General features: G+C 58.2%; 12 protein-coding genes. 5 read left to right on the top strand and 7 right to left on the bottom strand.

Annotation, left to right across the window (positions count from 1 at the left end):
* The 5 genes from GSQ62_RS04940 to GSQ62_RS04920 all read left to right on the top strand — a co-directional run bounded on the left by GSQ62_RS04940 (position 1) and on the right by GSQ62_RS04920 (position 6,141).
* A complete protein-coding gene (locus GSQ62_RS04940; RefSeq protein ID WP_161888476.1) occupies positions 1-792 on the top strand; it encodes an SDR family NAD(P)-dependent oxidoreductase in 792 nt (263 codons plus the stop codon).
* 401 nt (positions 793-1,193) lie between these two features.
* A complete protein-coding gene (locus tag GSQ62_RS04935; protein ID WP_161888475.1) occupies positions 1,194-2,087 on the top strand; it encodes a sugar phosphate isomerase/epimerase family protein in 894 nt (297 codons plus the stop codon).
* Positions 2,088-2,544: 457 nt separating this feature from the next.
* Positions 2,545-4,077 (top strand): sulfatase family protein, encoded by a 1,533-nt coding sequence (locus tag GSQ62_RS04930; RefSeq protein ID WP_161888474.1) that lies wholly within the window; start codon positions 2,545-2,547, stop codon positions 4,075-4,077.
* Between the two features lie 43 nt (positions 4,078-4,120).
* Positions 4,121-5,254 carry a formylglycine-generating enzyme family protein gene (locus tag GSQ62_RS04925; RefSeq protein WP_161888473.1) on the top strand — a complete coding sequence of 378 codons (1,134 nt, stop codon included), beginning with the start codon at positions 4,121-4,123 and terminating at the stop codon, positions 5,252-5,254.
* 98 nt (positions 5,255-5,352) lie between these two features.
* Positions 5,353-6,141, top strand: coding sequence for a carboxylesterase family protein (locus GSQ62_RS04920; protein ID WP_161888472.1), 789 nt, complete (start codon positions 5,353-5,355; stop codon positions 6,139-6,141).
* A gap of 61 nt (positions 6,142-6,202) precedes the next feature.
* Here the strand turns inward: GSQ62_RS04920 and GSQ62_RS04915 are convergent, their stop codons facing one another.
* The 7 genes from GSQ62_RS04915 to GSQ62_RS04885 form a co-directional block, all read right to left on the bottom strand.
* Entirely contained in the window at positions 6,203-8,044 is a 1,842-nt protein-coding gene (locus GSQ62_RS04915) for a glycoside hydrolase family 15 protein (RefSeq protein WP_161888471.1), read from the bottom strand.
* A 281-nt stretch (positions 8,045-8,325) separates the two neighbouring features.
* Positions 8,326-9,717 (bottom strand): alkaline phosphatase family protein, encoded by a 1,392-nt coding sequence (locus GSQ62_RS04910; protein WP_161888470.1) that lies wholly within the window; start codon positions 9,715-9,717, stop codon positions 8,326-8,328.
* Complete coding sequence (eboE, locus tag GSQ62_RS04905) at positions 9,662-10,942, bottom strand: metabolite traffic protein EboE (protein WP_161888469.1); 1,281 nt, start codon at positions 10,940-10,942, stop codon at positions 9,662-9,664. Before eboE ends, GSQ62_RS04910 begins: the two co-directional genes overlap by 56 nt.
* Before the next feature lie 56 nt (positions 10,943-10,998).
* A complete protein-coding gene (locus GSQ62_RS04900) occupies positions 10,999-12,180 on the bottom strand; it encodes a 3-dehydroquinate synthase (RefSeq protein WP_161888468.1) in 1,182 nt (393 codons plus the stop codon).
* 186 nt (positions 12,181-12,366) lie between these two features.
* Positions 12,367-13,275 (bottom strand): UbiA-like protein EboC, encoded by a 909-nt coding sequence (eboC, locus tag GSQ62_RS04895; RefSeq protein ID WP_161888467.1) that lies wholly within the window; start codon positions 13,273-13,275, stop codon positions 12,367-12,369.
* Positions 13,275-14,219, bottom strand: a complete 945-nt coding sequence (locus GSQ62_RS04890) for a TatD family hydrolase (protein ID WP_202621843.1) — start codon at positions 14,217-14,219, stop codon at positions 13,275-13,277. Before GSQ62_RS04890 ends, eboC begins: the two co-directional genes overlap by 1 nt.
* Positions 14,220-14,306: 87 nt before the next feature.
* A complete protein-coding gene (locus GSQ62_RS04885) occupies positions 14,307-15,224 on the bottom strand; it encodes an EboA domain-containing protein (RefSeq protein WP_161888466.1) in 918 nt (305 codons plus the stop codon).
* Between the last annotated feature and the right edge of the window lie 151 nt (positions 15,225-15,375).

The raw sequence follows: 15,375 nt of genomic DNA, 5'->3' as shown, positions 1-15,375 counted from the left end.
ATGAGGCTACAGGACAAAGTCATCATCATCACCGGCAGCACCACGGGTATCGGGAAGGCCACCGCCCTCCGTTGCGTGGAGGAAGGCGCAAAAGTCGTCGTGCATGGTTTGGAAGAGGAGTGGGGCAAAGAAGTAGTGGCTGAAATCGGTGCGGAGAAAGCAGCTTTATATATAGGAAATCTGGCAGAGGAGGGAACCGCAGAGGGCCTGGTGGAGGCAGCCTTGAAAGCCTTCGGTAAACTGGACGCCGTGGTGAACAATGCGGCTATGGTGGCATCCTCCAATATCGAGGATACAGATGGCGATTTCCTTCAAAAAGTGCTGGCGGTGAATACCGTCGCGCCCCTGTTGCTGATAAAAGCGGCCTTGCCCCACCTGAGCGCCACCAAAGGGAATGTGCTCAACATCGGCTCCGTCAACGCCTGGAGCGGGGAGCCTAACCTGCTGGCCTACAGCATCTCGAAAGGAGGCCTGATGACGATGACCCGGAACCTGGGCGATGCGCTTTTCCGGGATCATGGGGTGCGGGTGAACCAGATCAACCCCGGCTGGGTGCTGACAGAAACGGAAATCAAACGAAAGCAGGAGCACGGCCTGTCGGAAACCTGGTACAAAAGCCTCCCGGATATGTACGCCCCGTCCGGCAGAATCATCTGGCCTAAAGAGATAGCGGCAGCCGCCGTGTTCTGGCTGTCAGACGAGTGCGGCCCCATCAGCGGACAGGTGATGGAATTGGAGCAGCACCCCATGATTGGCCGAAACGCACCCAAAGACACCAGCACCATCAAGTAAGATGTATTCGTTATCGGATCTTAGGAATTGAATAACCAGTAAAGTAAAGCAGCGTGAACCTGTGAAGAAATTTGTGTGCAAAATACTGTTAAGATAGGGAATATCTCCATATATAATTCTCTAACAGTCATTTCAGGGCGAAACCGTTTCCAGTTTTCCCAAGAGGCGCCTTGCAAGTGATGTGGTGCCGAACGCAGAGAGGCAGCCCGCAGCGGAGCGAATAGAGGGACCCTACCTCCGGCAGCTTCTTTACACAGCGCCGATAGGGAAAACGAGGCCGCTCGGCCTGAGAGCACCAATGCCAGCTATAGAACTTGGAGGAAGCAAGTCCAGTGGGATGTACAGCAGCTAAAGGCATAGGCAGAATTATTAATGAGTCACGTTAAAGTAAACAATTTCATATGCCCAGATTAGCAGCATTTCCGAAGGCCTATATGCAGGCTTTGTGCAAAGACGGGTCCATGGCCTTGGAAGAGTGGATAAACCTGGCCAGCCAACTGGATATAGAAGGCCTGGAGTGGTATGCCGGCTTTCTGGAAATGGAAGACCAGCGCAACTGGGGGAAATTCCGGAAAATGGTGGAGGACAAAGGGAAAGTCATTCCCATGATGTGCTGCTCGCCGGACTTCACCCACCCCGATGCCGCCTTCCGGCTGAAGGAAATCCAGAAGCAGCAGTACTGGATAGATATGACCCATGCGCTGGGAGGAACTTACTGCCGGGTACTGTCGGGGCAGCGGCGGCCGGAACTCAGCACCGAAGAAGGGATAAAACTGGCAGCGGAATGCATTGAAGCCTGCCTGCCTTATGCCGCGGATCGGAACATCACGCTCATACTGGAGAATCACTACAAAGATGATTTCTGGGAGTACCCTGAATTCGCTCAGAAGATGGACGTTTTCTGTCAACTGGTAGCCCGTGTGGAGCATCCTAACTTCGGCGTGAACTATGACCCGAGCAATACTTTCCTGGCGGGCGAGGATCCGCTGGAACTGCTCAAACGGGTTTCGAAGCGGGTGGTCACGATGCACGCCAGCGACCGCTACCTCAAATACGGCACCATCGAGGATCTGCAAAAAGAGGAGGAAGGGGCCGTGGGCTATGCCAAAAGGCTCAGCCATGGGGAAATCGGCAAGGGGCTGAACGACTATGACGCAATCTTCAGCGAGTTGAAAAGTGCAGGCTTCGATGGCTGGATTAGCATAGAGGACGGCGTGGACGGCATGGACCAGTTGGAAAGAAGCGTCGCTTTCCTCAGAAAGAAAATCGCGGACTATTGGCCCGCTTCGCTGTAAATTGTTGGATGATAATACATAAGGCAGGATATGCGCAGGCTGTATGCGTTTTCCCGCGGCTACGGCCATATATGACCTGAAACATCCTGACTGGAAACGGAATACGGGCCTTAGCCATATATAATCGGCTCAACAGGGCTATCTTTATTAACTGATGTTACCCAAGCTTGATTTTGTCACACTTTGAAAGCAGCGTGTAGATGGCGCGAACGTCCCCGCTCGTGTCTACTCTCACAGGGCCTCCGGCCCGCGTTTATATAGGTGGCATTTATATATAGCCTGTGCAGTGGCTAACGTGCATATACGATGGGTTTCCGGGTTGGCAGCCTATATATAAATGCGGCCGGAGGCCGCGGGATAGCCAGTCACGAGCGGGGATGCTCGCGCCATTTACGCAAAGGAGTCTTTTTAAACTGCATGTGGCGTAGCGTCAGTTGTTAACATAATTCGAGCACTTATGACAAAAGAACTACAAACCCCTTCTGCAACAAGGCTGCTCGTATTGCTGCTGATTTCAGTGCTGGCTGTCCCGGTAACCCTGCTGGCGCAGCAACAAAAGGCGCAGCAGCCGGTGAACGTCATCTTTATCCTGAGCGACGATCACCGGTACGATTTCATGGGCTTCATGAACAAGGTGCCCGGCCTGCAAACCCCCAACATGGACCGCATGGCCAAAGAAGGAGCCCACCTGCAGAACGCCTTTGTCACCACCGCCCTCTGCTCGCCCAGCCGGGCCTCCATCCTCACGGGCCTGTACGCCCACACCCACGAGATCGTGGACAACAGCGCCCCCCTGCCGGAAGGGCTCACGTTCTTTCCGCAGTACCTGCAAAAGGCGGGCTACCAGACCGGCTTTTTCGGGAAATGGCATATGGGCAACACCGACGATGCGCCGCAGCCGGGATTTAACCAGTGGGTGAGCTTCAAGGGGCAGGGCGTTTACTACAACCCGGCTTTTAACATCAACGGCAAGGAGGTGAAACAGCCGGAGGGAAGCTATACAACTGACCTGCTGACGGATTACACCCTGGATTGGCTGCAGAAGCGCGATAAGAAAAAGCCCTTCTTTGCCTACCTTTCGCACAAGGGCGTGCATTCCGAGTTTATGCCAGCCAAACGCCACGAGGGCATGTACAAGGACATCAAAATTATGAGCCCGATGTCGATGTACCTGACGGCGACGGACAGCAGCACGCGCTGGGGAGTGGTGCAGAAGCCCACGGGGCCCGTAAACCTGCGCGACATTCCGCAGTGGGTGCGGGCGCAGCGCAACAGCTGGCACGGCGTGGACGGCATGTACGACAACGCCATTGCGTTCGACGATTTTTACCGCCAGTACCTCGAAACGCTGATGGGCGTGGACGAAAGCATCGGCCGTGTACTGGACTGGCTCAAAAAGGAGGGCCTCGACAAAAACACCCTGGTTATATATATGGGCGACAACGGCTTCATGTTCGGGGAGCACGGTCTCATCGACAAGCGGAACATGTACGAAGAATCCATTCGCGTGCCCCTGCTTGCCAGGGCCCCGGGCCTGATAAAGCCGGGCACTAAGGTGAAGCAGATGGTGCTGAACGTGGACATCGCCCCGACGGTGATGGAGCTGGCTGGCCTGGAGATGCCCCCGCACATGCAGGGAAACTCGTTTCTGCCGCTGCTGAAAGGGGAGCAGGTGCCTTGGCGCGAGCGGATGTATTACGAGTACTACTGGGAATGGGCTTTCCCGCAGACGCCCACGGTGTTTGGGGTGCGTACGGACCAGTACAAATACATCTTTAACCACGGCGTCTGGGATGTAAACGAGCTGTACGATATTCAGAAAGACCCGGAGGAGATAAACAACCTGATTCGCGACCCGCAGTTCGAGCCGATCGCCAAGCAGCTGAAACTGGACATGTGGAACTGGCTGGAATCGACGGACGGCCTGCAGATACCGCTGAAAAGCGCCCCTTACAAGCGCATCGATTTGCCTTACAAGGGCACTTATTAATTCTGAATCCGGTTGATTTACTTCCGGAAGATTATATTTGCATATGCTCAGATTAAATACCCAGACTTTTACGGCATGCGCCGCCTTTATCCTGTCCGCCTGCGACTCGGGTGCGGGAAGCAACCAGGCGGTAGCAGCTGAAGAAGTTGCTAAGACCGACACCATGGCCTCGTGCAGCGGCAGCCTGCCGGCGCGCTTCGCCACTGCCCAGGACACCACCGCTTACCAGGCAAAGGCGCTGTCGCACGAGGGCATGGTGTGGGTGGAGGGCGGGACCTTCGCGATGGGGGCCGCCGACGCCGAGGGGCGTCCGGATGAGTCGCCGCAGCACCAGGTAAAGGTAAGCGGCTTCTGGATAGACGCCACCGAGGTGACCAACGCGCAGTTCGCGGAGTTTGTGGCCGCCACCGGCTATCTCACCACCGCCGAGCGCGCCCCGGACTGGGAGGAGCTAAAAAAACAGCTGCCCCCCGGCACGCCAAAGCCGCACGACAGTTTGCTGGTGGCCGCCTCGCTCGTTTTCAATCCGCCTGCCCAACCCGTATCGCTGCACAATGCCGCGCAGTGGTGGAGTTGGAAGAAAGGAGCCAATTGGCGCCATCCGCAGGGGCCTGGCAGCAGCATCGAAGGCAAAGAGAACTTTCCGGTGGTGCAGGTATCCTGGGACGATGCCACGGCCTACGCCAAGTGGGCAGGTAAACGATTGCCTACCGAAGCAGAGTGGGAGTATGCGGCACGGGGCGGTATGAAGGCACAGGTATACCCGTGGGGGAACGAGGCTGTGGAGCAGGGAAAGCCGAAGGCCAACACCTGGCAGGGCAGTTTTCCGGACCATAACACGGGCTGGGACAAGTACCAGGGCCTGGCTCCGGTGATGAGCTTTGCCTCGAACAAATACGGCCTCTACGACATGGCCGGCAACGTGTGGGAGTGGTGCTCCGACTGGTACGCCGCCGACTATTACCAAACGGTGGCTTCCGGGGAATCAGTAAACCCGGCGGGGCCCGGGAGAAGCTTTGACCCGCAGGAGCCCACTGTCCCGAAGCGGGTGGTGCGCGGCGGTTCCTTTATGTGCCACGACAGCTATTGCAAAGGCTACAGGGTCACCTCCCGCATGAAATCCTCGGCAGACACCGGCCTGGAAAACACCGGATTCCGCTGCGTGGCTTCTAAATAATCAGATATCAAACAGCGAAACTTAAAAAAAGGCAAAATCGATGTGCAAACACATCACCCATATATAAGCTGTCAGAATCTCAACACCCAAAGGAATATATGAAGCTTTTGAATTTCGCGCTGGTGCTGCTGGTCATATTGATAAACTTCCCGGCCATGGCGCAGGGAGGGTTGGAGGCGTACGAGCATAGGCTCTTTATACAGCACAACGACACACTGCCCTACCGCATTCTGTATCCCAAAAACTTTGACACCTCCAGGGAATACCCGCTGGTGCTGGTGCTGCACGGTGCCGGGGAGCGCGGCGATGACAACGAGGCACAGATGGTATATGGCGCTGACCTTTTTCTGGAGAATCAGGAGGAATACCCCGCTATTGTCGTGTTTCCGCAGTGCCCGAAAGATTCCTATTGGTCTAATGTGAATATTGTGCCGGATGAGAGTGGCAGGCGCACGTTCAACTTCCGGAAAGGCGGCAAACCCACGGCCGCCATGGACAACCTGCTCGGTCTCCTGAAGGAGTTGAAACGCTCCGGCCACGTAGACGAGGACCGCATCTATATAGGCGGGCTTTCGATGGGCGGCATGGGCACCTTCGAACTGCTGCGCCGCAGGCCCAACACCTTCGCGGCCGCCTTCCCGATCTGCGGCGGCGGGCACCCGGCCACCGCCAAAAAGTTCGCAAACAAAGTGCCGCTGTGGGTGTTCCATGGCGAGGAGGACAGCGTAGTGCCCGTTGAGAAATCACGCATCATGGCTGAGGCGATAGAAAAGGCGGGCGGCGACGTGCAGCTGACCATATACCCCGGCGTGGACCACAACAGCTGGGTAAACGCCTTTAATGAGCCGGAACTGCTGCCCTGGCTGTTCTCGCACGAGAAGGAGTAAGCTCCGCTGCTGCTGAGTAACGCTTCCGCCTGCCATACCCAGCCATATAGCGTGTGCTCCTTCACGTATACATCGGGTTGATGTTGCCGCCGGGCTTCACAGACAGCCGGGTGTTGAGTTCCACCGCCGCGCTGATGAGGGCCAGGTGCGTGAACGCCTGCGGGAAGTTGCCCAGCAGTTCGCCCTGCAGCCCTATCTCCTCCGAATACAGGCCCAGGTGACTGGCGTAGCCCAGCATCTTCTCGAAATGCAGCCGGGCCTTGTCTACCTGCCCCGCTTTGCTCAGGTTCTCAATGTACCAGAACGAGCAGATGCTGAAGGTGCCTTCCAGGCCGCCCAGTCCGTCGGTGGCCCCGTGCTCGGTGCTGTAGCGGTACACCAGCGAGTCCGTCACCAGGTTCTCTTCAATCGCCTTAAAAGTGGCCTTCCAGCGGGGTTCTGCCGGGCTGAACATGCGCACCAGCGGCATTACCAGACAGGCGGCGTCCAGCACGGTGGCGCCCCGGTACTGCACAAAGGCCTGCCGCTTCTCGCTCCAGAAGTTCTCATACACATCTTTGTAAATGGCGTTGCGGGTGTTCAGCCACCGCTCCAGAGGGGCCGGGAAGGAGCGGCCCTGGGCAATGCTGATGGCGCGGTCCAGCGCTACCCAGGCCATGACTTTTGAGTACAGGAACTCCCGCTTCTCGTTCCGCACCTCCCATATGCCATGGTCTGGCTGCTGCCAGTTCTCCGCCACATAATCCACAAAAACAATCATGTCTTTCCAGAAGTCGTACGTAATCGGGCCGCCGTGCTTGTTGTAAAGGTAGATGGTGTCTATCAGCTCGCCATATATATCCAGCTGAAACTGATTGAAGGCATCGTTCCCGATTCGCACCGGGCTGGAGGCCCTGTACCCCTCCAGGTGATCGAGCACCTGTTCCTGCAGTTGCGTCTCCCCGTCCACGGCGTACATCAGCTGCAAATCCGAGCCTTTCTGCATGTCTTTGCAGCGCACCATTATCCACTGCATAAAGTGCCTGGCCTCGTCGGTGAAGCCCAGCCGCAGAAACGCGTACATGGTAAAGGCGGCATCCCGTATCCAGGTGAAGCGGTAGTCCCAGTTGCGCCCGCCGCCTATCAGCTCGGGCAGGCTGAACGTGGCGGCGGCGATGGGCGCCCCGAACTCCATGGAAGTCATCATTTTGAGGGTGATGGCGGAGCGGAGCACCATCTCTCGCCAGCGGCCCTGGTACGTGCTCTGCTCTATCCATTTCTGCCAGTACGTCACGGTGTCCTGGAAAGCGGTTTCAGTAAAATACTGCAACTCTCGGCCTTTAAAGGAGCCTTCCTCCTGGGGCAGGGCCTCGATCACAAAAGAGGCCTGCGCACCCTGGTCCAGCGTCCATTCGCCGGTAACGTCTCCGTCCTGCACCTGCACCTGCCGGTCGGTGATGAAGCGGAACGCCATGTTGTCGGTGCCCTTGCTCCTGAAAAGCAGGGCGCCCTCTTCCTGCAGCACTTCGTGCCCCGCCCTGGCATAATCCAGGCGCGGGCGCAGTGCCATCCGGAAGGTAATGCTCCCCTTGATTACCCGTAGCTTCCGCACCACCGCGCAACTGGAGTTCTTGCGCCGGACAGGCATGAAGTCGGTCATTTCTCCCATACCATCCGGCGTAAAAAAGCGCGTGATCAGCACGCCCGTGTCGGGCAGGTACAACTGCTTGAATTGCGTTTCGGGGTGTTTTGGTCTTATCTGCCAGTGGCCGCCCTTGTCTTTGTCGAGCAGGGCCGCGAAGATGGTGGGGGAGTCGAAGCGGGTAAAGGGCAGGTAGTCCATGGAGCCGTACTTCGACACCAGGGCCACTGTGTGCATATTCCCGATAAGGCCGTAGTCGGCAATGGGGCAGTAGTCTTCCATGCATGCGTAGCGTTAGTGCCTCTATTTTAACGCGCGGCAGTGCAGCGGGTTTCTCCTCCCGGTGGCGTAGCTATATAGGAAAATGTTGCGGTATCTGGGATATATGGCCCACGATGAGCCGTGCAGCGGGCGGAAGGCCTGACAGTGATACTGCTTCGGAAGACATATAAACAAGGCCTTTCTGTCCGCCTATATACAAAGACAGCCTGAGTTAAAGCAAAAGGGGACACCTGTATCTCGGCGTCCCCTTTTGCTTTGTGGTGATTTTGTATATGAATCGGCTACACCGCCAACTCCTTCTTCGGCAACTGCAGGTGCGACAGGATGACGCCGAACACATCCACTGCCTGCAGTTCCTGCGGCAGTGCCTGCTGGTTTTTGGTGAGGAGTACCGGCCATTCGTTTTTGTCTTCGGAAATGCGGCCGTGCGAGCCCTTGATGAGGGTGGCGTCCAGCGGGATGATGTCCATCACCATCCGGAAGCCGAGCTTTTTCTTCAGCACCTTGCCCGCCACCTTTGGCAGCAGAAACTTGATCTCCGGGTCCGCGAACATCTCCACCGGGTCGAAGCCGGGCTTTTTGTGGATGTCGACCATGCGGGCGTAATCCGGCGCTTTGCGGTCGTCGAGCCAGAAGTAGTACGTGAACCAGGAGCTTTTATCAGCCACCACCACGAGTTCGCCGCAGCGCGCGTGCGCCACTTTATATTTGTTGCGCTCGTCACCGGCCAGTACCTCCTGCACGCCCGGCACCTGCTGCAGCAACTTCTGCACTGCCGCCACGTCAGCCGGGTTTTCTATATATACATGCGCCACCTGGTGGTCGGCCACGGCAAAGGCTTTGCTCATGGCCGTGTCCAGCAGCTCGGTGCCGCGTTCTTCGCGCACGGCTATATAGCCGTGCTTGCGCAGCACGCGGTTCAGGTGTACGGGCTGATTCACATCCGTAATGCCGTACTCCGACAGCACGATTACCTGCGCGCCCTTCGCCTCGTAAAACTTGATCAGGTCGCCGGCCACGGCGTCAATCTCCTGCAGGTCTTTGGCCACGCGCGGGTCGCTGGGGCCGTGGCGCTGCAGGTTATAGTCGAGGTGCGGCAGGTAGATGAGCGTGAGCGTCGGGTTATATAGATCGTCCGTGATTTTGCTCGCGTCCGCTATCCACTTGCTCGATTTGATGGAGGTTTTTGGGCCCCAGTAGTTGAACAGCGGGAACGTGCCCAGTTGGGCCTGCAGCGTGTCACGCAAACTGGCGGGCTGGGTGTAGCAATCGGGCATCTTGCGGCCGTCCGCCAGGTACTGCGGGCGCGGCGTGAGGGTATAGTCGGCGGTGGTGTTCATGTTGTACCACCAGCCCATGTTGGCCACCGTGAAGTTCGGGTCTGCGGCCTTGGCCACCTCCCATATCTTGGGGGCCTGTATCAGTTTGTTCGACTGTCGCCACAGTTTCACCTCATCCTCGTCCCGGAAATACCAACCATTGGCCACGATGCCGTGCTCCTCCGGCCATTTGCCTGTCATATAGGTGGCGTGGGCGGTGCAGGTGACGGCCGGAAAAACCGGGTGTACCGACGCCTTTTGCGCATCGGCCGCCCACTTCGCCAAGTTTGGCGTGTGTTTACCGAGGAGTGGCTGTGTGAGCCCGACGATGTCCAGTACGACCGTTTTCTGCATGTTCAGTAGCATTTATGGTTGAGAGAACCCACTCCAGCTCCCGCTGGATGGACTCCGAAAGTTCTTTTTTCATATCCTCGGGCAGCACGTCCCAGGTATAAGTCTCTACTTCGAGGTGCTGCGTCAGCGGCTCTTGCTGGATATACTGCAGCACCTCCACAATGTCCTGCTGCGTGGATGCGAGGCCGCTGTAGGTTTGGGTGAACAACGGCACATGGAAATGCGTGCGCCACTCCACCGCGTTCGGCTTGCGGATATGCTCCAGTGCCAAGGGCAGGTCCGGGTATTGTGTCAGCTTTCCGTCATCGCCGCGCTCCACCACCTGGTGCAGGTACGTCGACTCCGCGAAGCGGGCAAGCGTCCCCGCCAGTTCGCCGCGCATCTCCACGTCTTTCGGGAGGTCGGTTTTGAGGGCGGCGCTCAGCTGTATCTTCCCGATGCTGATGCCGGCTTTCCTGATTTTGGCGAAAACCTCGGCCGGTTTCTCGTAGGCGAGGGCAAAGTGGCACACATCGTAGCACAGCTGTATGTGCTGCAGCACGGCGGTCCGCGCCTCCTCCTTTGAGAGTCCCCGCGACTCCGACAGCGCTTTTTCGGCTGCAGGCAGCAGCCACTCCCGGTAATAGCTGATGAACTCGTCGCTGTTTTCCAGCAGTCCGTCCGGCTCCGGCTCTATATCGATGTGAATGGTCTTGCTGGTATCGGCCTTCAATTGCAGCAGCGTTTCTACCAACGACACCAGGTGATCGGTGGCGGTGCTGAAAGCGGATTTTATCTTTGAGGTTTCTTCCTTCGGAAACCAGAGTTTGTAGGAGAGGGGAGAGGTGGAGATGCCGCCTTCCATGCCCTCCGGCAGGAGTTCAGCCAGTATATGAGCGAGCCGCTTGGTATATTCCAGCCGCTCCTGCGTGGTCCAGTCCGGTTTATGCACGTCGTCTTTCACGGCCTGGTGGTGGAAGCCGCCGTAGGGAAAGCCGTTCATCGTGAAGACATATAAATCCTGCTCCTGCAGCCACTGCCTGAACTCCTGCAACTGGTTCCCCTGCAGCAACTCCTCGCTGGCCAGGTTCGAGAGGCGCAGGCCGATACCGAAAGGCCGCTCAGGCGATAGCTTCTGTTTGAGAGGCGGGAGATATGTTTTGAGCTGCTGGAAGACCTCGGCCCATGTTTCGCCGGGGTGGATGTTGGTGCAGTAGGAGAGATGGTGCCCTGTGTCCAGATACATGTTTGAGTTGGTTTAGGTAAGAGAACGGCAGTCGGGCAGTAACCTGCCCGACTGCCTTAGAGGTTGGCGGCCGGCTGGTGCTGGTGGCGTTTCTTTAGCAGGTTTACGGCCTGCAACACCAGCGGTTCCTCTATATGGTGTACTTCCACGCCCTCGCCAATCCTGTTCAGCAGCATGATGGTGAGCTGCCCGCCCAGGTGCTCCCGGAACTCCTGCAATCCCTTGATGACGCTCAGCTGTTCAGAGCCGGGCTCCGTCTGCGACAGCGCCGGAACATATAGATCAAAGCCCAGTTCCTCCAGCAGTTCCAGCACGTCCTCGCATTCCGCCTCCGTCAGCCTTCCGTCCAGCATCGAATAAGTGACATCCAGGGCCATCCCGATGGCGACGGCCTCGCCGTGGCGCAGGCTGTAGTGGGTGAGTTGCTCCAGTTTGTGCGCCGCCCAGTGCCCGAAGTCAAGCGGGCGGGAGGAACCTGACTCAAACGGATCGGCGCCACCGATGTGCTGCACGTGCATTTCGGCGCAGCGGTGGATGAGCCGTTGCATGGCGGGCAGGTCGCGTAGCGCCAGCTTGGCGGCGTCCTGCTTTATCTGGTTGTAAAAAGCAGCGTCTTTGATCAGGGCTACCTTGATGGCTTCGGAGATGCCGGCGCGCCAGTCGCGGTCGTCGAGGGTCAGCAGGAAATCGCTGTCGTTGATGACGGCAAAGGGCGGCACAAAGGTGCCCAGGAAGTTCTTCTTTCCGAAAAAGTTGAAGCTGTTCTTCACGCCCACCGCAGAGTCGTCCTGCGCCAGCACGGTGGTGGGGATGCGGATATGGCGGATGCCCCGGTGCGCGATGGCGGCGGCAAAGCCCGCCATGTCCAGCACCGCGCCGCCGCCGATGGCGATGAAGTAGGCGTGGCGGTCGATGCGGTGGGTATTCACCGCCTCCAGCAGTTGCTGCAGCAACGGAATGCTGTTCTTCACCTCCTCGCCGCCCGTTATCACCAGCGGGTCAGCCAGTAGCCTGATGATGTCCGAATGCTTCGCGGCGTAGCTCTTGATCGCCTGGGTCAGGTGCGGGTGGGCAACCGCGACGCCGCGGTCAATCACAAAAAACACTTTGCGCGGGCCTGTGCCCTTGTCCTGCTGCAGCACATCCGTTAACACAGTATTCTCCGGGTCAAAAAGCCCTTGGGTAAAGTACACGCCGTACCTGAATTTCACTGCAAACGATTGCTCTATTGGCTCCATATATGATAGTAAATCGGTATGTCTCTTTCTAAGCCAGCCCACTGTCTCAGAGGCGAAGGGCTGAGCTTTATATAAATGATGCTGTTCCGGAGGCGGTTTACTCCACAAGCGCCGCGCCACAGGCCGCCTTCCTTCTAATCATCAACCTGTAATATAGCTATAACAATGCGCACGGCATAACAATTCTCAGGTGACGGCAAATTTGCGGGCTATATAGGTGGAAACCGGCAGCAGCAGCAGCACCAGCAGGCCGTATTGCCACCCTGCGAAGCCTGCGGCCATGCTCGCATTCATCACAATCAGGGCCAGTATGCCCGCCTTTACGGCTTTGATGATGAGCTTCGGCTCTTTGGTGGGCATGGCCCGGAGCAGGGGCGGGAAGATGAAGAACGCGAACAGCAGCAGAAACGGCAGGCTATATCTGAAAGTGAACTGCGGCAGCAGCGACAGGCTGATGATGCCTCCCAGCACAAGCGCGTACATCAGCACGGCTCCCCTCAAAGCGGCGATGTTGCCGCCATGCACCTCGCCGCGGCTTATCATGGTGATGGCGGCGATATATAAGATTGGGATCAGGGCGATGAACCACAGCTCCTCTACGGCTGCCGGCACGGCGCTCATGCCCAGCAGCAGGTTGCCGCCACGGCAGGAGCCCATGTTGACCGGACCCAGCAGGTTGTGGTGCTTGCCTTTCCAGTCGTAGAGCAGGGCCAGTAAGGCTACGGCCAGCGCCAGCGCAGCGCTTAGCAGCGACACCTGCCAGGCCGCCAGCACCCCACCCGCCAGCAGCAGCGCGCCCACGGCGGTGGCTCCGCCCACGGTGGCTTTTCCGCTCGGGATGGGCCGCTCCGGGCGCTCCACCCGGTCAAGCTCCGCGTCGAATACATCGTTGAACACCACGCCGCCGCCGTACAGCCCGATGGTGGAGAGCACCAGCCAGCCCAGCGGCTCCAGCGTCTCGCCGGTTAGGTTAATTTCCCAGAACGGGCGCGAGAGCAACATGCCGGAGGCCGCAAAACCCATCATGATATCGGCGATGGCGGTAATAATGTTGGCCGGGCGCATGAGCCGCAGGTAAGCCCCGAGTCGCGACATTACCGTATGAATTTTGATCCGAACTCGCCCTCGTCATTCTCCAGTTCGCCCACTACAGGCGTCTGACCGCCCCGCAGCACCGTACTGCCGGAGAATTTCTCGCGCTGGTCCACGGTGGCAGGCGTGAGCCAGTCGGACTCGTGCATCTGGCCGCTCTTGCCGAAGGCGTCCAGCGCATTCTGGTAGCACACTTTGCGCACATCCTCCAGCGATATGCCGCGCTCCAGCATCAGGGCAGCCGTTTTCGGCACCGAGAGCGGGTCGCTGATGCCCCAGTCGGCGGCGCTGTTGACCATGATGCGCTCCGTGCCGTACTGCTTCACTACCTCCACCATGCGCTCGTTGCCCATTTTGGAGTTCGGGTAGATGGTGAAGGCCGCCCAGAAGCCTCTGTCCAGCACATCTTTCACCGTCTCCTCGTTGTTGTGGTCCACAATCACCATGTCTGGGGCAATGCCGTGCTCCAGGCTCACCTCCATGCTGCGGATAGTGCCGGATTTCTTGTCGCGGTGCGGCGTGTGTATCTGCACGGGCATGTTTGTTTCCTTGGCCAGTTCCAGTTGCAGGCGGTAGTATTTGTCCTCGGTCGGCGTCTGGTCATCGTAGCCAATCTCACCGACGCCCACCACGCCTTCCTTATATATAAACAGGGGCAGCAGTTCCATCACCTGCTCCGCCAGTGCCTCGTTGTTCGCCTCTTTGGAGTTCAGGCCGATGGTGCAGTAATGTTTGATGCCGAACTGGCTCGCCCGGAAGCGCTCCCAACCCACCAGGCTGCTGTAGTAGTCTTTAAAGGAGCCAACATCGGTGCGCGGCTGGCCCAGCCAGAAGGCGGGCTCTATAATGGCCACAATGCCCGCTTTCCGCATGCGCTCGTAGTCGTCGGTGGTGCGGGAGGTCATGTGGATGTGCGGGTCTATGAGCATCAGGTTTTGCGTATTCATATATGTTTTATAACGGATGTGAGCGTATGGATTACTTTTGATTTAGCCTTCTATATCAGTCCGGCGGCCGATGGGATTCCGGTTCGTTTAGGTTCTGTCAACCTTGTAGGGCTCCTGCATCGTGGCGTTGCGGCCGATGTAGCCCCAGTTCAACTCGCCGCTTTCCACCTGCTGCTTCAGGTCTGGGTGGCTGTTCAGCAGTTCCCGGGCCGGTCCGAAGCTGCTCTGGGCGCAGGCCAGCGCAGCGGCCTCGCGCTCCAGCTCGTCGGGCTGCGAAAAAAGCCTTTGGATGTCGTGGATGGTGTGCTCGTCTATAAAAGGGCCTACGGTGCGCCACAGTTCCGGCGACACTGGCCGGCCGGCGGCCCAGCGCTCGTGCGCGTAGTCGGAGAGCATGCGGGTGAGCTCGGAGTTGCTGCGCTGGTCAAGGCCATGGATGCGGTAGAGCGGCTTGCCCACAAACAGCGTCTTGAGCACGAGCTGGTTCCAGGCGTCTTCCTCCATATACTCAGAGGGGAAGGGGTTATCCAGGGCCACGGCCTCGTACACGTCACCAATGTTGGTGCGCACGCCCTCCGAGGCCCTTTTGCTGAATCGCTCCGGGTAAGGCAGCAGGGGCAGGCTGCCATACAGCGCCACCTGCTCGCCCATATCCGCCGTTCCGAAAAGCGTCTCGACCTGCTTCACAAAGGCGTCGGCGTCCTGCGCGGGTAGCGAGAGCAGCAGCAGCGTGCGGGCTGCCTGGTCGGCGGTCCAGCGGCTGGGGTTGAAGCCTGCCCGCAGGGCATCGGCCTGCGCTAGATCAGCTTCTGTCAACTGCAGGTGCTCTTTGCCCACGAAGCGCGGCGCGGCGCTGAAGGCGAGGTAAAAGTCTTTCTCCTTTGCGGACCCGGAGCTTACCAGTTCGGTTTTCTGCGTGAGCCATGCACGGCCTTGCGGCGTGGTGCTGCGCTCGAAGATGCCTTTCAGAAATGCTTTGGTTGCGGAGATGTCTGCCTGGTACACGGTATGATCTGGTTTAAGGTAAACAACAAACTAAGGTACAGGTGTTTTCGGTATATAGGCTGCTGGCAGCCGCCCCAACGGCATCCGTACTGCGCTGCGCCAGGGCCCGGCAAACCGGTAACCAGCCTGATCCCGCTGCTGCGGACTAGGT

This window comes from Pontibacter russatus (assembly GCF_009931655.1).
GTDB lineage: Bacteria > Bacteroidota > Bacteroidia > Cytophagales > Hymenobacteraceae > Pontibacter > Pontibacter russatus.
Note: the sequence above shows the minus strand (reverse complement) of the source record. Positions and strands in the feature narration are given on the sequence as shown.